The organism is Pedobacter zeae (genome assembly GCF_014196715.1).
Classification (GTDB): domain Bacteria; phylum Bacteroidota; class Bacteroidia; order Sphingobacteriales; family Sphingobacteriaceae; genus Pedobacter; species Pedobacter zeae.
The window spans coordinates 73,767-90,821 of sequence record NZ_JACIEF010000002.1; the positions used below are offsets into that span (position 1 = coordinate 73,767).

18 protein-coding genes are annotated in these 17,055 nt (G+C 38.4%); 6 read left to right on the plus strand and 12 right to left on the minus strand.

The window, feature by feature from the left end:
- The first annotated feature begins 1 nt into the window (after position 1).
- Entirely contained in the window at positions 2 to 763 is a 762-nt protein-coding gene (locus GGQ60_RS06930) for a DUF5131 family protein (RefSeq protein WP_183761513.1), read from the plus strand.
- Here the strand turns inward: GGQ60_RS06930 and tcmP are convergent.
- From tcmP to GGQ60_RS06950, 4 genes are all read right to left on the minus strand, one after another.
- Positions 760 to 1,599, minus strand: a complete 840-nt coding sequence (tcmP, locus tag GGQ60_RS06935; RefSeq protein ID WP_183761516.1) for a three-Cys-motif partner protein TcmP — start codon at positions 1,597 to 1,599, stop codon at positions 760 to 762. The two genes, GGQ60_RS06930 and tcmP, sit on opposite strands and share 4 nt — an antisense overlap.
- Before the next feature lie 392 nt (positions 1,600 to 1,991).
- Positions 1,992 to 2,291 (minus strand): putative quinol monooxygenase, encoded by a 300-nt coding sequence (locus tag GGQ60_RS06940; RefSeq protein WP_183761518.1) that lies wholly within the window; start codon positions 2,289 to 2,291, stop codon positions 1,992 to 1,994.
- A gap of 3 nt (positions 2,292 to 2,294) precedes the next feature.
- Positions 2,295 to 2,975 (minus strand): type 1 glutamine amidotransferase domain-containing protein, encoded by a 681-nt coding sequence (locus GGQ60_RS06945; protein ID WP_183761521.1) that lies wholly within the window; start codon positions 2,973 to 2,975, stop codon positions 2,295 to 2,297.
- Positions 2,976 to 3,081: 106 nt separating this feature from the next.
- The gene (locus tag GGQ60_RS06950) at positions 3,082 to 3,645 is read right to left on the minus strand and encodes a Crp/Fnr family transcriptional regulator (protein WP_183761524.1); all 564 of its coding nucleotides are present in this window, start codon (positions 3,643 to 3,645) and stop codon (positions 3,082 to 3,084) included.
- A gap of 430 nt (positions 3,646 to 4,075) precedes the next feature.
- Between GGQ60_RS06950 and GGQ60_RS06955 the strand changes: the two genes are divergently transcribed.
- Together GGQ60_RS06955 and GGQ60_RS06960 are read left to right on the plus strand one after the other, a co-directional pair.
- Positions 4,076 to 5,047, plus strand: coding sequence for an aldo/keto reductase (locus tag GGQ60_RS06955; RefSeq protein ID WP_183761527.1), 972 nt, complete (start codon positions 4,076 to 4,078; stop codon positions 5,045 to 5,047).
- On the plus strand, positions 5,047 to 5,850 hold the full coding sequence (locus GGQ60_RS06960; RefSeq protein ID WP_183761530.1) for a helix-turn-helix domain-containing protein: 804 nt from the start codon (positions 5,047 to 5,049) through the stop codon (positions 5,848 to 5,850). Before GGQ60_RS06955 ends, GGQ60_RS06960 begins: the two co-directional genes overlap by 1 nt.
- A gap of 123 nt (positions 5,851 to 5,973) precedes the next feature.
- Here GGQ60_RS06960 and GGQ60_RS06965 read toward each other — a convergent pair whose 3' ends face one another.
- The 8 genes from GGQ60_RS06965 to GGQ60_RS07000 form a co-directional block, all read right to left on the minus strand.
- Positions 5,974 to 6,609, minus strand: coding sequence for an NAD(P)H-dependent oxidoreductase (locus GGQ60_RS06965; protein WP_183761533.1), 636 nt, complete (start codon positions 6,607 to 6,609; stop codon positions 5,974 to 5,976).
- 59 nt (positions 6,610 to 6,668) lie between these two features.
- Positions 6,669 to 7,112 carry a nuclear transport factor 2 family protein gene (locus GGQ60_RS06970; protein WP_183761536.1) on the minus strand — a complete coding sequence of 148 codons (444 nt, stop codon included), beginning with the start codon at positions 7,110 to 7,112 and terminating at the stop codon, positions 6,669 to 6,671.
- 59 nt (positions 7,113 to 7,171) lie between these two features.
- The gene (locus tag GGQ60_RS06975) at positions 7,172 to 8,170 is read right to left on the minus strand and encodes a VOC family protein (RefSeq protein ID WP_183761539.1); all 999 of its coding nucleotides are present in this window, start codon (positions 8,168 to 8,170) and stop codon (positions 7,172 to 7,174) included.
- A 208-nt stretch (positions 8,171 to 8,378) separates the two neighbouring features.
- The gene (locus tag GGQ60_RS06980) at positions 8,379 to 9,236 is read right to left on the minus strand and encodes an SDR family oxidoreductase (RefSeq protein WP_183761542.1); all 858 of its coding nucleotides are present in this window, start codon (positions 9,234 to 9,236) and stop codon (positions 8,379 to 8,381) included.
- A 115-nt stretch (positions 9,237 to 9,351) separates the two neighbouring features.
- A complete protein-coding gene (locus GGQ60_RS06985; RefSeq protein WP_183761545.1) occupies positions 9,352 to 9,930 on the minus strand; it encodes a Crp/Fnr family transcriptional regulator in 579 nt (192 codons plus the stop codon).
- An 842-nt stretch (positions 9,931 to 10,772) separates the two neighbouring features.
- On the minus strand, positions 10,773 to 11,195 hold the full coding sequence (locus tag GGQ60_RS06990; protein WP_183761548.1) for a hypothetical protein: 423 nt from the start codon (positions 11,193 to 11,195) through the stop codon (positions 10,773 to 10,775).
- A gap of 1,367 nt (positions 11,196 to 12,562) precedes the next feature.
- A complete protein-coding gene (locus GGQ60_RS06995; RefSeq protein ID WP_183761550.1) occupies positions 12,563 to 13,180 on the minus strand; it encodes a hypothetical protein in 618 nt (205 codons plus the stop codon).
- Positions 13,181 to 13,337: 157 nt separating this feature from the next.
- Positions 13,338 to 14,474 carry a putative phage abortive infection protein gene (locus tag GGQ60_RS07000; protein WP_183761553.1) on the minus strand — a complete coding sequence of 379 codons (1,137 nt, stop codon included), beginning with the start codon at positions 14,472 to 14,474 and terminating at the stop codon, positions 13,338 to 13,340.
- Positions 14,475 to 14,630: 156 nt separating this feature from the next.
- On the opposite strand from GGQ60_RS07000, the gene GGQ60_RS07005 reads away from it, so the two are divergent.
- The 3 genes from GGQ60_RS07005 (at position 14,631) to GGQ60_RS07015 (ending at position 17,012) form a co-directional block, all read left to right on the plus strand.
- Positions 14,631 to 15,467: a phosphoribosyltransferase-like protein gene (locus GGQ60_RS07005; protein ID WP_183761556.1), complete on the plus strand. Its 837-nt coding sequence runs from the start codon at positions 14,631 to 14,633 to the stop codon at positions 15,465 to 15,467.
- A gap of 9 nt (positions 15,468 to 15,476) precedes the next feature.
- Positions 15,477 to 15,806, plus strand: coding sequence for a hypothetical protein (locus GGQ60_RS07010; RefSeq protein ID WP_183761559.1), 330 nt, complete (start codon positions 15,477 to 15,479; stop codon positions 15,804 to 15,806).
- Positions 15,807 to 15,944: 138 nt separating this feature from the next.
- Positions 15,945 to 17,012: a reverse transcriptase family protein gene (locus tag GGQ60_RS07015; RefSeq protein ID WP_221235910.1), complete on the plus strand. Its 1,068-nt coding sequence runs from the start codon at positions 15,945 to 15,947 to the stop codon at positions 17,010 to 17,012.
- The last annotated feature ends 43 nt before the right edge of the window (positions 17,013 to 17,055 follow it).

The following is a 17,055-nucleotide window of genomic DNA, read 5'->3' on the forward strand; positions in this document are numbered from 1 at the left end:
TATGGCACAATCAAATATTGAATGGACAGAATTAACATGGAATCCGGTAACAGGCTGCAGCAAGATAAGCCCTGGCTGTAAGTTCTGCTATGCAGAATCTATGACTAGGCGTCTCACCGCAATGGGCGTAGAGAAGTACAAGGATGGGTTCAAAGTTCGCACCCACCCTGACACCTTGAACATTCCATACGGCTGGAAAAAATCCAAGGTTGTATTCGTGAATTCAATGAGTGATCTCTTTCATCCTGAGGTTCCGATAGAATTCATCAAGGCGGTATTCGCTGTAATGAACAATACCCCTCAACATATTTATCAGGTGCTGACAAAGCGCTCGGAAAGGCTGGTAGAGCTTGCAGACCAACTGACTTGGACACGGAATATATGGATGGGTGTTTCAGTTGAAAATGAGGATTATACTTATCGTATCGATGATCTTTCCTTAACGCCAGCAAAGATCAAATTTCTCTCCATTGAACCTCTTATTGGGGCGGTGAGGACGTTAAATTTGAAGAATATAGACTGGGTAATCGTTGGAGGGGAATCAGGACATAAAGCTAGGCCATTGGAAAAGGAATGGATTGATTATGTCAAAGCCAGGTGCGATCAGGCTAATGTTGCTTTCTTCTTTAAACAATGGGGAAAGTCAAAGTTCAACGCAAATCCAGATGATCCCACAATTGATGCCAACCATCCAAAACACGCCAAGGGCGGGTGTGAGCTTGATGGGAAAATATTCAGGAAACTACCTGTTGTGGCCGCTTAAATTTTTTTGTTATGCTTGTTCACCAAGTCGTTTGCGATCTTGATTGCACTCGCATTATTTGATGCGCAAAAAAAGTGGTACATCAGTGAATTGTTTCGGTTGACAATGACATAAGGATTAGAAACGAGTCCGAAAATAGTTTTGATTTTTTCGGTGTAGATTTCGAACAGTTTATTATTGGCTTTACTGGATTTAGTAATGATCGTTCTGGAGCCAAAAAGGTCAGTAACGATCTCTTCCTTGTAAATGCTTTTAGTAATCAAATCACGGTCGATTCCAAAGAACTTTTCCAGCCGCTTCCACCAGGCCTCTGAAATGTTCAAATCTTTCTTCAACAGCCGGTTTGCCCCAACACCTGTAGGACTTAGCAACCACAGATCTACTCCAAGGCCTTTCAGGTTCTCGATTGAACTCCAGTCCAGATTCATTCCGAAGGGATCCAGAAATACAAGAGCCCTTCTCATCTTGTTCTTTCTTAAAAAGCCGGCGAGACGTTCCAGTACTACATTACAGTCTTCTGCAACTACAAAAACATTGTTAGATCTTTTACTCTTGACAGTTGCCTCAAGCCTTTGCTTCTTAGTTTCGTCCTTTTCTACGAAATAATAAATGTCGAAACTCCTGGGTGAACCAATATCTACAATCTTTTGTGCGGCACCTTCTATCACTTTATAATCATCTTCGTTTCCGATCTTGATCTCCCCACTACCCGCAAAACCGTCGAAATAAGTAATGTGGAAAGGATATTTATTCATGATCGTTAGATATGCAAATGTGTACTTTTCCAGTATCTCAATTTTCGTTTCGGTCCAAGAACCGCCAAATTCGTTTTCCATGATGAGTGCGTTAGAGTTTGGATGAATTAAGGCTACAATATAATCAGAATAATTTATTGGTCATAACAGATTTGACCGACCCTACTATCTGTAGAGTTCCGCAGGAGTTCTACGGATTACTTAATGGAAAGGAGTCTCTGACTCAGTTGAGCTAAAATGAATCACCTTGCTGGCGCACGCGTGTGCATGTTTGCCAGACCAGAAGCGTTACAATTTTATGAAAATACAGCAATAAAAAAGCCTCTAGCTTATTCGGCTAAAGGCTTGATAATCGTTGTGTCACGAAGCTCCAAAATGTGCGATTTTGAGGATCTGCAAGCTATTCCGCATGCGCAAACCGTCCTTAGAACCTTTGGTATACTCAATACCCACGATTCCTGAGCGCGCGAGTTTTAGTCAAGTGGTGTGGTCAGGATCACTTCCCGTTTTTCCAGCAAGGGGACGATCTGGCCGATAACGATTCCCTGAAAGTGCGTCGAGCTGCGGTGTTCATTCAATGCTGCTTCGTCCGTATAGCCTTCAAACAAGATGATCGTATCGGGATCTGTAGTACTTTGATGTACCCGGTAAAACAGGTTCCCTTTTTCTTTACGGCTTTCTTCTGCTGCGGTTTTAAGAAGGGCCAGTACCTTTCCGGTCTGCCCTTCTTTAACCTGCCATTTGGCAAATACGTGTATGTTGCTCGTGTTCATGGATTAAGCGGTTAGGGTTTCTAATATATCGATCATTTTTTCGCCAACGCCTTTGGCTGATGCCGGGTTCTGGCCGGTAACCAGGCGGCCGTCAGCAATGCTGTTGGCAGACCATGGGGCGGCAGCATGGAAGATGGCACCTTGTTGGGTCAATGCCGTTTGCAGGTCAAACGGAACATCGGGCCTGGCGTAATTGTCTTCTTCTTCCGTAGTAAATGAGGCGATGTTTTTGCCATTGATGAGGTAAGAGCCATCGCTCAGTTTAACGTTAAGCAGCGAAACCGGCCCGTGGCATACGGCACCAACAACTGCGCCCCGCTCGTAAGTTTCGGCGATCACTTTTTTCAATAATGGCGCTTCGGGCATATCCACCATCGGTGCTAAGCCACCGGGTACAAAAATGGCATCATAGCTTTTCAGGTCTGCGGTTTCGAGCTTTACCGCTTTTTGCATATCTGCCCAGCCCTTTCCTGTCAGGAATTTCAGGTTATCGGGATCATCAGCCAGGTTCAATGCATCCAGGTAGGGGGTGTCGCCGGTAAGGCTGGCAAAATCGATTTGATAACCAGCTTCACTGAAAACGGCATAAGGGTGCGCTACTTCAGGTAAAAAGGTTCCGGTTCTCCTGTTGTTGGGGCCGATGCTGTTTGCGTTAGATACGATGATTAAAATGTGCTTTTTCATGGCTGTAAGATTTTTGGTGAATGATTACAGTACAAATTTGCACCGAAAACAAGGGCCGGCGTGAGGAAACAGATCACTATTATCGTGTGATTTGGATCACACGGTTTTAACCGGCGTAAAGGCGGCTGAGGGTTTCGCGGCTGACGCCCAGGTATTCTGCAATCAATTTTTTGGGCACCTGCTGCAACAGGTCGGGATATAACCTGGCAAAAGCTTCATAGCGTTGCTGCGGCGTACTGGAAAGCAGCAGTTTGATCCGCTGTTGCTGCGCCACATAGCCGTTCGTAAGCTTCACGCGGAAAAAATGCTCCATCTGGTGCAACTCTTTCGACAATTGTTCGCGGGCATCCAGCGTAGCATAAAACACCTCGCCCGCAACCAGGCACTCGATAAACATGGAAGCTTTGCCCTGTTTAAAAAAGGCTTCGTAATCAGACATCCACCAACCTGCTTTAGCAAATTGGACAATGTATTCCTTACCCTGGTCATCAACATAAAAAACCCGGTAGATACCAGACAAGACCAGGTATTCGTATTTTACCTCGTCGCCTTCGTTAACCAGGTATTGATGCTTCCGCACCTTTTTTAAGGTAAAAAAAGACTGCACCTGATCAAACTCCGCATCGGTTAATGGGGCGATCTCTTCGATATGTTGTCTCAACGGGGCCATGTTTTTCTTTGAGCGAATATAAACAGACCTGCTCACTTTACAAAAACCCGAAATTCAATGCTTTTACCAGGAAACAATTAGGGTATGGAGCATTTCCCACTATCCGCCGAGTTCCGCAGAAGTTCTATGGATTAGTCAATAGAAAGCGTCTCTGACCCGGTGAAGACCAGGTTGAGTTAAAACTAGTCTTTGATAGACTGAAGTTAGGTATGCCTACCTGATGAATCTTTTTGAAATAGGATTTTCTTAGAAATGAACAGGAGAGAATTAATGGTAACTGGCTTATTGCCTCAAGGCTGGGTACCTTTATCTGGCAGGATAAAAAAAATGCTTGACCCCACTGAATTTTAATTTGTAATTGAGCCGTGCAGGAAAGTTTTTTGAGCCGTGCAGGAAACCTCGCTAATCGCGGTTTGTGCATCTTTGTGTTATGAAAAGCATAGAACAAATACATTTAGGCCAAAACGGCCCACTGGTGTCCAAGCTGGGGCTGGGCTGCATGCGCATGTCTTCAGTCTGGGGCGGACCAACTCCTGACGAAAAAGAAAGTATCGCCACAATCCAGCAAGCATTGGACCAGGGCATCAACTTTTTGAACACCGGCGATTTTTATGGCGCCGGCCATAACGAAATGCTGGTTGGTAAAGCGATAGAAGGGAGGCGCGATGATGCGTTTATCAGCGTAAAATTCGGCGCGATCTTTCATAATGGAGCCTGGTTGGGATTAGACCTGCGGCCCATAGCGATCAAGAATTTTATCAATTATTCGCTGACGCGTTTGGGTATAGAAACCATCGATCTGTATCAACCTTGTCGCATGGATGGCAGTGTACCGGTGGCCGATATCATCGGTACTGTAGCCGACCTGATCAAAGAAGGAAAAGTAAAGCACATTGGCGTATCGGAAATCAATGCAGCGCAATTGCGGGAAGCTAATGCGATTCATCCCATCAGCGCACTGGAGATCGGTTATTCATTGGCTGACCGTCAGATCGAAAATGAATTGTTACCCGCGGCAAAAGAATTGGGTATTTCGGTAGTTGCCTTTGCCAATACTGCGGAAGGTTTACTGACCGGTGAAATGAAAGCGCCACTACCTGCAGGTGATTATCATAGCCACTTTTCGCGCTTTCAGGGCGATAACCTCATCAGGAATTTAGAAAAGGTAGAGGTGTTAAAGCAGTTAGCGAAGGATAAGGGCGTAACACCAACCCAACTGGCCATTGCGTGGGTGAATGCCCAGGGCGAGCAGATCATGCCCCTGGTGAGCATGAGTAAACGTTCCAGGCTGCCGGAGAATATCGCGGCGATGGGCATCAGCTTTAGTGCGGAAGAGATTAAACTTTTAAATGATACCTTTGCAATCGGCGCTATTTTAGGCGGTACTTACTTGCAACGATAATGGTCAACCCAGAAGAAATACTACCAGGTGTCATCTTTTATGCATATCTGTCTGCCGAGCGCAGGGAGAAAGTATGCTTCTGGAATCATCATACCCTTGTTTTGCAGGTTTCAGGACAGTTTAAACTGGAAACTACCGGCCATACCATTGCCATGAACACCGGCCAAATGTTGCTGATCGGTAAAAACCAGCTGGGTACCATTACCAAAACGCCGCTGCCTGGCGGTAATTATGAAACGATCATTATTTCCCTGCAGGAAGACCTGCTACGTAAGATCGCTTTGGAAGAAAAGATCGAAGCGGACCATCAGTATATCGGTCCGCCCAATATCCTGATTCCGACAGACGAATTCCTGCAGGGATATTTTCAGTCTATCGTACCTTATGCCCGCCGAACTTCTGCGGCCTTGACCGAGGAAATGGGCATGCTGAAAATAAAAGAAGGCGTTAAGCTGCTGCTTAATGCGCAGCCAGGCTTGCGAAGTTTTTTGTTCGATTTTTTTGAACCGCATAAGATCGACCTGGAAAGGTTCATGCTCAGCAATTATCAGTTTAATGTTCCCATCGAAAAATTTGCCCGGTTAACGGGCCGTAGCCTGGCAGGCTTTAAACGCGACTTTAAAAAAACTTTTAACGTACCGCCACGGCAATGGTTGCTGGACAAACGACTCAACGAAGCCAGGCACCTGATTGAAACCAGGCATCAAAAACCCTCCACCTTTTATCTCGACTTGGGTTTTCAATCGCTCTCGCACTTTTCCAGTTCGTTCAAAAAAAAGTTTGGCAAAGCACCGACTGCTTAGTATTGCTGTGCGGAGGATCGGGTTATGCTAATTCCTAAGCTTACTTAATGGAAAGGAGTCTCTGACTCCATTGAGCTAAAATGAAATCGTTTTAAATAAAAAAGCCCATCTTTCGATGAGTTTCTACGATAGGTACGTTACAAATTCATCCATTGGCTTTCGTACTTTTTCATTTTTTAAGTTCCAGTCATTATCTGAGTCGCGGTAACCCACCGACAAAAGCATTGAACTTCTGAGTCCTTTTGAATGCAGATCAAGAAACTCATCAAGAGCGACAGGATCAAAACCTTCCATAGGCGTCGTATCAATTTTTAACGAAGCGGCGGCTGTTATTGCCATACCTAAAGCAATGTTCGCTTGTTTAGAAGCGTGATGAAAGTTCTCTTCGAGACTCATATTTCCAAAGAATTGTTTGGCAAAATTTCGCTGTCTTTCGTAAGATGTAGATTCAGAATTTCGTTTCGAAATCAAATAATCAAAAACGTGGTCAATCCTTTCTGTTGTATATTCGTCCCAAACGGCGAACACCAGTAGATGGGAAGACTCGGTAGTTACAGACTGATTCATTGCAATCGGTAAAATCTGTTTTTTGATTTCGGGGTTGCAGATAACAATGATCTCGTAAGGCTGCAAACCGATTCCCGAAGGTGCAAGTTGCGCTGCTTTCAGGATGATCTCAAGCTCTTCGTCCGGCACTTTCTCATCCGTCATTCTTTTGGTTGCATAACGCCAATTCAAAAGGTCTAATATATTTTCCATAATTGATCAATTTAAAAATCAGTATGAATGAATTTATCAGCCATACTGATTGATTAAGTTTAAAAAACTCCTAATTGTCCCAACAAAATCGTTGCAGCGGTATAACAATGAAATGATTTGATTTTACCGTTCTCGATTTTGAAAACATCACAACAAGGGGTCTGCATTGCCTTTCCTGTAGCTTCGATGGTTCCGGAAGGCAATTGTAGTGGACCATTGTGTGTTCCGTTCAAGGACAATTCCACCACTACCGTATTTTCGTCCTCCAAAACATACAGGTCATATAATTCTCGGTGCATATCCGGAAAAGCAGTGGCATAAACATCGACCGTTTTGCCGATATCCTGTCCGTAATATTTAGTTCCCGCGGATACGTCCCAGAAATAGCCGTCTTCTGCAAACAAGTCTACAAATCCCTGCGTATCCTGAATTTCTGCAATCCTGTACAGTTCGCGAATTAAGGTTTCGTTTTTTGAATTTGGGTTGATGATTGATGATTTCATAATTGATAAGTTCTAAATGTTGGTATTAAGTAAATTGTTGTTGATCCCAGTTCTTAAGATTATTTTTTGCTGTCTACAAAAACATATAATTTGACTGCTTTTCCATTTTCGAAGACGAATAGATCCATTCCGGTTACTGCATCTGGCTTTCCGGGTATGCCGTTTTGCCAGAAGAGACGAGCGATGTTGTGATTCACATCGATAGCTTTGATATGGGAAAATTTTGAACCAGGTGTTTTTTTATGTAAATCTTCTACAAAATCGTTGATTTCTTTATGGCCATTAGCAATGAAATGACTGTCTACCATCTCAATAGCTTCTGCATATACTTTTTCCATTAAAGCTTCACGTTTTTTTAAATCGTTTTCGTTCCAGATAGCAAGATGGGTTTCAACTAATGAACGAATTTCTTCCTCCGATAAAGTTTTTGAACTGGTTTCTGATGTTGATGAGGCAACGTCTTTTGGAGACCAGAGAATGGTAGTTGGTTTGTTTTTTTCATATCCTTTTCCGTTGGGATAAGAAACCAATTCCATTTTTGCACCCCATGGTGTCAGGAAATAGACCCAGGTTTCGCCCTCTGTATCGCCGGATGGCATTAGAAACGGTTCATCCAAAAACTGTACGCCTTTGCTTTTCAGAAATGTGACGCTTTGTTTAATGTCGTTGGTGTAAAAGGCAATATGACTTGCCCCGATGTCATCTCCGCCAGGGAATTGCTGACTTCCTTTATTATTCTTATACTCAAATAATTCGATATTGGCGCCTGTTCCTGCTCTTACCATTTTTATCGTTACAGCACCAGTTCCGGACTGCATATGATTGTTCTTTTTCCAGGTATCATCCAAAGGAATCGGACCCAGAGTCGTCACTGCTGAAAAACCTAAAACACCGGTAAAGAAGTGAACCGCCTGATTCATATCCGGGACATTGATTCCCACATGGTCTACGCCAAGAATTCCTGCTTTCTGTTGTGCCCCAACATTAGATACTGAAGCGGATACCAATAATGCTCCGGCTACTGCAGTCGCTTTAATTTGTTTTTTAAAATCGCTCATCTTATTTAGCTTTAATTGTTATTTGATGAAGCAAATTTCTACCATTTTACAGCCTTCTTCCATTGACAAAAGCTTGAAAAAAAAACAAACAAATGTCAATGAAATAGATGGCGTGGAATAAATCGATTGTTTGAAAATCCAGCAATACCCAATAACAAAAAGGGCTGAAGTATAACCCTTCAACCCTTTTAAATATTTCGAAAATTAATTAATCACTATATTTTGCCAGCCATTTTGCTTTAAGTTCAGCTCTGGCATTGATAAATTCCAGGTCTGTTCCCTGAGCAACGGCATCCAGCGGAAAACGCAACGGACGGGAACCTTCTTTCATTTGAATCAATTTCAAAATACCGTCGGCGATAGTTTGAGGGTCCATATTGAATTCTTTCATCTTACCGAACAGAGCAGCTCCGATCGCATTAAACTGTTCTGTTGCCACGGGCTCGTATAGATTTGTAATTTCTGTTTTATCTGCATTGACACCGGCTTTTTGACCCGTGTTCATTTCTGTCGGATAAACGCCCGGTTGGATGGAAACATTTTCGATGTTGAACTGTTTCAGTTCATCCTGCAGACCTTCCGTGATACTTTCCACACCAAATTTTGAGGCAAAGTATGGGATCATAAACGGTGAAGTATGAGCACTGGCACCGGAAGTGATATTGATAATCAGGCCGCTTTTCCGCTCGCGCATTGATGGTAAAACCGCCTGATAAGTACGGATGACTCCATAAAAATTAACCTCAAACATCTGTCGTATTTTTTCCAGGCTGTAAGCTTCCAATAATCCAAAACCGGAAACAGCAGCATTATTGACCAATACATCTATTTTATCAAATTTTATGAACGTTTCAGCAAAAGCTTGAGTTACGGATTCGTCATTCGTGACATCGATTTCAACGACATGAATATTGGGAATTGCTTCCAGTTCCTTGGCAGCGGTTTTATTTTTACCTGTCACGCCACGCATTCCTGCGATTACGGTAAAGCCTGCTTTGGCTAGTGTAATTGCTGTTAGTTTACCAAATCCTGTACTTGTTCCAGTGATAAAGATTGTCTTGTTCATTTCTTTAAATTTTAATTGTTATTTAATGAAACAAAACTGGCACAACTGGATGTTATCTTCCATTGATAAAAGCTTGAAAAAAATCCAAACAAATGTCAATGAAAATCATTTAGGATTATTTTCTGACTTTATTTCTACGCAGTCTGGTAAGGGTTTCCGGAGTAATGCCAATATAGGAAGCAATCATATGCTGAGGAATTCTGTTAACGATGTGAGGATATTTCTCGAGAAAATTCTCATACTTTTCTTCAGCCGTAAAACTGATATTTGCTAAAATGCGACCTTGCGAAACAATGAAACTTTTCTGAATAAGTTGATTTACCAATTGATTGAGTTGAGGAATTTCCGTACACAATTTTTCAAATTCAGTTTTATCAATTAAGATCAATTCTGTCGGCTCTATCGCATCAATATTCAAACGGGACGGTGTTCCGTTGATAAGACTTTCGCGGTCGCCGGTCCAATAATTTTCCGGTGCAAAATTAATGATGTGCGCTGTCCCGTCCTCTGTAATTGAAAATGTTTTAACCAATCCTCTACAGATAAAAGCATTATAATGCCACACATCGCCTTCTTCTAAAAGAAATTGTTTTTTGCGAAGTTTTTTTTCTTTGCAAACCGATCTTATCAAATCTAATTCACTATAGGAAAGTTCAATTTTATCGCTAAGGTATTTTTGGAAAATTTCAAACATTTATCTCACTTATACAACAAATCTAGAAATTAAAAGGATAAATATTCAGCTATCTGTTATAAGTGGTTTCATTACAGGGCTGGTTTAGTGGTTTAAGGAGTGGCTCGATATCTTCAAAAGGCTTGGATGTATAGAAGAACTTAATATTTCAATTTTACAACTTGTAAAACAAAACACCTGATGATAGCACAAACAATAATGTATTTTTTATGTGGATAATCACAGATGAAGAAAAAGAACATTGGACTTGATGGCAAGCCTTATCGTTGAAATTATCTTCGCGAAAACATTGATCAAACGTTCCATACCGGTGTAGAAACTGAAAGTAAGCCTAAGTAATTGATTATCAGTTTGTGTTCGAACATCCCCGTTCTGGTGTGGAATGAGGATCGAACGCTTAAATGTAGCTTAATTGTTTGATTTTTAGTGCTTTGTCAGTCGATTGGAAATTGAAAGCATTCTGAAAACAAACCTATTTTAATGCAAAAACCGCTAACAATCAGTGTGTTAGCGGTTTTTGTAATTTTTGTAGCGGGGAGCAGGATCAAACTGCCGACCTCAGGGTTATGAATTCTTCTAACAGATTATGAGTCTCTTAAAAAGAGCTTTTGATGAAGTAAACTGGACTAGCCTGAATGTAATGCTGGTTAATAAAATGAGATTATTTATTTTTTAGATTATTTATTTTTAAAGAATTTGAGACCTGAATAGTAGTTAGAAGTCTCATTCCTGTCTCGCTTGATAAGTCTGTAAACAAGTTTAGTTATGGCAGCCTTTGAGAGGTAAGTAGGACTTTGCAAGCTATTTAATTTATAAGCAATGACTGATGAATGAATAGTTTACTATGCTTTTTTCTGTAGTTCAATAAAGGATAGTTCAGCATAAGATATCTGCTCTTTCATTGTTACTAATAAGTTATCAAGAAAGGATTTGTGAGAGAGTTCATCAAACTCTTTGATAATGCTTAATATTTTACTTTTGTTATTATTTACAGCTTCATACAGATTTTTAGTAAAATGCTGTCCTGCATCATCATTTATTTCAATATTTAAATCTTCATCTTCAGTACTCAACAAATTACTTTTTCTAATGATGTCTATCCATGCTGTACCTCCAGATAGAATAGCTGAGCTCAGATATACATCATATAAATAAATGTCTTTCGGGTCTTTAAGATTTGGTTTGAAGCCTTTAAATCCATCTATGAGTACAGTTGCTCTTTTTAATGTCTCAATAAGTTCTATGTAGTATTTTTCGTTATCCATTTTTAAATATAATAAATGTAAAGTACTTTATATTATTCTACCGAATCTTCAGGACTATGACTCCACTTGTTATCCCCTTAGATCGTTATATAATCAGCTAATACTTGTACTGTTATCCTATCAATCATTGCTTCATATTCTCTTTTTGAATAAGGAACAGGCGTATTTGCTTCCTTACTGGTCTTAACAATGGATATATAGCCAGTTTTAATTGAGCTCATATAATCATTAGCTGATTTTTTAATCATCAAATCCCGTACAACATCTGGCTCAGCTTTTACTTTATCTAAAGTTTTTTTAGTACAATTACTAACCCATCTTTTAGCTTTAATTCAATTTTTTCATTCCTATAATGAAGATGGGTGCTTTATGGTGTATCTGGTATTGTTTTAGAACTCTTTTTATTATCAACTACCAAGTTGAAGCCAATAATAAATAGGGTTATTACGAAAATGTAATAAAAAGCTCCCTCTGTTTTACCTTTGAATGCATCAAATACCCATGTAATCATATTTAAGGAGGAAATCCGTAAGTAAGCAGTGCACACAAATAAGATTATAGTAGTTAGCTTTTAAAAAGGTGAAAATTGTCTTAATTTGCTCTCAGCTCCTGTAAAGAGCTAAATATAGAGAGAATAATAATCTTTCCTAGAAGCAAAAAAGCCTCAAGAAATTAATCTCAAGGCTGTTTTAATCAGTAGCCGTTGCTGGACAAATTTCGAACTTTTTCTTACCTGATTTACAGGAATTGGCGAAAGTTGCTAATTATTTTAAAACTTAAAAGATCGTTACTAGACAATTTTCGAACTGGTTAATAAGCAACGCTTGATGCCCAAAATTAATTTTTTGAGACTTGGATTATTATATAATTAGCATATGAATATTACACACTCGACTTTAATACGTATTTGCAATGCATCGAATTTAGACTTTAATTTGTCAATATCGCTTGCGGCTAGGAAATCACTGTAGAGTTAATCGGCGAGAAATCGACCTTGTATGAACATTGCGAAGCAATTGTGAATTTTGAAAAAGTTCTGAAAAATAAAGTTGAGGGACATTATCGAAAGAAGAAAGATTATAAAAATAATTCAGGTACTTAGTGGAGATTTCGCTAGGATTGATCAACTTATTTTGGAATTTAAGGTTGACAATGAATGGAGATTTCGGTAGCAGTGATTACGGGATTTAAAATCAGTACAGTTCGGTCCAAACTGATCAATTAAATAGATTGATTACTAATATACTATTAGTATGGATTTTATTAAACTGGTCGATACGCTACAGAATCTCTTGGTCAGTGCATCTGAAGTCTCCACTTATGTTGAGACATTTAAACGGTCTAATTTAATTAAAGTTACTGAAGCTTTATTTACCTTTTTCTATGTCTGAAGCATGATTAGTCTTAAGTTCATTAATAATAAAAGCTTCAAGTTTCCTAACCTTTTCATTTAACTTCTTTTTAACATTGTTCTCAAGACACTTTAAGTGGCGCAATATTGATTTGTGATTTTTATTAAAATAGCCTAACTCTTTAGCAGTCGGAAAAGCAAACTGAAATTTCACTTTTCCATCTTTTTCAATAAGGTCCAGTATCATTAAGCAATGCTCATAGTCATTATACCCCCGATGAGCCAGATAACTATTCCTGACTTTAATCAAATGCTCATGAATAGAATTGCTTAATTTTGATTTAAAATATCTGTTGGGATCAATTTTAGAAAAACCATCTTCAGAATTTGAAAATATTTTTCCGTATGAGATGACCATTTTTTCCCAAAGGCTTTTCGGTATCAATTCATCCAAGTTTTTAATTTTCTGTACTTTGATTGATCGTTCCAGGCAGGAGATCATTTCTTCAAGATCTTGGGATATGAGCCACAAAGAAATGATTGGTTTTGCATTTTTTTCTTTGACTTCAAACCTCGTTGCGTGGTCGGGTACAGGAAAAGACTTCAAAATCGCTTTTCTGACGTTTTTGTTCATGCTGTTGAAATAGCAGTTTGATTTTTATCAGTTACTGAATGTTTTTGTAAAGATATAGTTTAACTAATTTCAAAATCAACTCTTGGATAATAAGTTTTAACCTTGATGCAATATATAGTATCACTTGGTAAATTTTTGATTAAATTGTAGTTACTGATTAACTCACGTTTTTTTCTATTGTCAATCCAAGGCCAAAATGACTTTTATAATCAGGAATAAACTCCCATACATGCCCGAGGCTTGAGAGGCTGTTAACCACCAGTAAAGCCTGTTCATAGATCGAAATCTGTGCCCTTAAAATTTTAACATAATCGTATTTTACTGCCTGCTTTAATTTTTTCTGGCGGTCAACGAATTTTACGGTTTGATATAAATGTCGGTAATAATGACCGAGCCTGAATTGGTGTCCTCCATAGTATTTTTGAAAATTAAATGAGTACTGAGGAGTTGATGCAATATTGTCTGTGTCTCCACGATACCCCCATATAGGAGGTATTGAGAACCCTTTTCTAAGTTTTCCTTTATTGTGATATGCATGCTCGACCATAGCAATTTTCTTAGAGAATTTTTTAGTGCGTGAAATTTCCTCCCATTTTGGGAACATTGGGTGTTGTCTCTTTGGCTTTAGTTTTAGATAGCTAAGTACGAAGTTGATCATATCATCATCATACTTCTTTTTGAACAAGCTTCTGAGGATTAATTCGCTTTCATTCGACAGTCCGTAAAATGTTACGCACCAAGAAATATCAAGGATAGCAAGATATTTTAAATCAAAAGTTCCTTTCCTATATTTCTTTATCGCATTAATCTGATTGAAATATTCTGTCTTGTAAATGCGAGAACCCTGAGAATTACGAAAAAAAGACTCTACTTCATTTCGGCATTGAATAAATTGAGTGAAAACTGCCATAAAAACTTTTCGTTTTTGGTATTTCTTTTCTTCGGTTTTTGCTGTAGTACTATCTATACTATTTTCATGAACATCAAATTCCAGTTCCTGAATGTTGTCCCTATGAAATTTCACCATTTCAAAGAAAATGTTTTCAAATTTTTGGATATGATCTGATTTGGATTGAGCATTTAGGGTAACTAATAACAACATGAAGCCAGATAATGAAAAAATAGTTCCCACAACTCCGCCTATAAAATCACCTACTTGGCCCGTGGCATCCATTTTGACCGATCCTACCCCAGAAGGCCTATAATCCGCGTAAATTTGATGGAAAAATTCTATTGAAATTAAAATACCAATAACAACGAGGATAATGGATATCCAAATAAAGAGCTTGTTCATGAGTTTGAGCGTATTTGATGAGCGGTTATTATTATTTGGTTAAGGCGTCATTTTTTATAAGCAAATATAATAATAAGAACTTTGATGATAATATGAATATCAATTGTATATAGAAATAAAAAATAACTATTTTTCCAGAATAATTTTCACTTTTTAATGGAAGCCATAAGCTCTATAAGACAGCTAACCAAAATATTTAAAACCAAGGAGTGGTTTTCAAAAGATTCAGAAGACATCGTCTACGATAATTTCTGTAATCTTTTGGAGGTACTTGAACCAAGCGAGCGGGAATTGCTCTTAGAGCTCACCGATCGGTATCTTTGGATATCCGGTAGGGACTACGAAGAAAATATTAAAGAGGTAATAAATCAAATCTCTCCATCTGAACTTGATGGGCTGGAAAAACTGTATTTATTTCCAATTATAAAACCTTCAGATGAGGGTAAAGCAAAAAGCGGAATTACTTTAGTTTACGATGTCAAATCGATGATGCCTAAACTGAGTAAATATCGACACATGTCACCGATAGCTCTTGATAATTTTGAATCGTTTCAGCAGATGTCAAAAACAAAAGGCAAAAGCATTTTATTTCTAATTGATGACTTTATTGGTTCAGGAGATACTCTCTATCAATGTTTGGAGGAAATAGAGAAACAAATTGCGTTAGACAACAATAGATTAGTAATTGCAACAATTTCTTGTCAAAAAGCAACTTATGAAGCTATCCAGAGAAAAGGAATAAAAATATACAGTAAATATTTAGTTGAAAAAGGCATAACTGATTTTAATGATCATCCATTTATTGAAGAAAAAAAAGCGTTGATGCGGGAAATTGAGAGTCAAATTCCTGGAGCAAGAAGTTTTAGTCTTGGATGGCAGGAATCTGAGGCTGTAATCACGCTTAAAAGAACACCTGATAATACCTTTCCAATATTTTGGAAAAAATTAAGAAAACAGGGGAAGTTTATTGGCGCACCTTTTTACCGTGAATAGGGTTTGACTATGGATAATAAAATTAAAGCTATACTTTTTGAAATCATTGCCAATAATGGCAAGGTAGGTAAATTAAAACATTATGGTTTATCCTATCGTCAAGGTGCAGATCTTATAGAAGACAGTATCAAAAATGGAGATCTTACGGACGCTCAGGAAATGATAAAGTTGACGGAAAAGGGGCAAGCATTTTTAAAAGCAAACCATCATTTAATTAAGGAAACAGATAAGTCTAAGTGGATTGATTTAGATTTTAAAAATAAAATGCGACAAATTGATAAAGATGAAGTATTTTTACCTTCGAGAAAGGAATTAAAATTTCTGAAGAAATTGCTCTAGTATTCTAGAAGCCGGAAGGGTGTAGTCACCTATTCTGTAAGTGAACAGGCTTTCAAGCTTGTGCATTAAACATAAATCAAAAGTCTCCCCCTAAAGGGCTCCGCCGACATTTTGCTTCACGTTTAATGCATTGTTTTAATGGGGCCTGAAATTAGTTTTTGGCCCCATAAAAAAATGAACTTCTCTCAATACGAAAAAACTTTCCGGATTAAAGCAACAAAAATTGGTTTCTCAGAAGAGGAAATAACCGCATGTTTAAACTATGCTGAACCGCTAATTTCCAATAAGCTTCCTGTGATTTACAGCACTGCAAATTTGGCTGCTTTAGTGGGCTATAAAACCAATTATCTAAAGCGTGCAGTAAAATTTACTAAATATTTTTACAGAGATTTTCAAATCAAGAAGAAAGATGGAAAGCTGCGCACCCTTTATGAACCATTGCCAAGCCTTAAGGAGATACAAAGCTGGGTGCTTAAAAATATACTTTCTGAAGTTAAACCGAATAGATTTGCAAAAGCATACATCAAAAATAAATCTTTAATCGAAAATGTAAAGTATCATAAAGGTAGAGAAGGTGTTTTGACCCTTGATATTTTAGATTTTTTTGGGTCAATAAAAACTGCACATGTAGCGGGCATTTTTAGTGAAATGGGTTACTCGGCAAATATTGCCAGTTTACTTGCGAAATTGTGTACATATGATGGATATCTCCCACAGGGCGCACCAACAAGTCCGTACCTTTCAAATCTCTATCTAAAAAATTTTGATGATATCGTTTCGAAATACTGCAGTGAAAATAATATCAAATACACAAGGTATGCCGATGATATGACATTTTCGGGTAAAGAAGAAGACTTGAATATAACTTCATTTATTGAAGTACAACTTTTTAATATTGGTCTTTATCTAAATTCAGACAAGTCAAAGCTCATGAAAAGAAATGAGAAGCAGGTTGTTACAGGAATCGTAGTTAATGATAAATTACAGGTACCTAGAGAAGATAGGGATTTTATTAGAAATGAAGTCCATTTTCTGACAAAATTTGGTTTGAACGATCATTTAAATAGAACTCTTAATAAAAAAGCAAATTATATTGAACACTTACTCGGTAAAATAAATTTCGCTCTGCATATCAATCCGGACGATTTAAAGATGAAACGTTATAAAGCAAAAGTCATTGAATATGCAAAATCTATTGAAGAGTAAGTTCTTTGTAATGTAAAATGAAGATTTCGGTAGCAGTGAACAA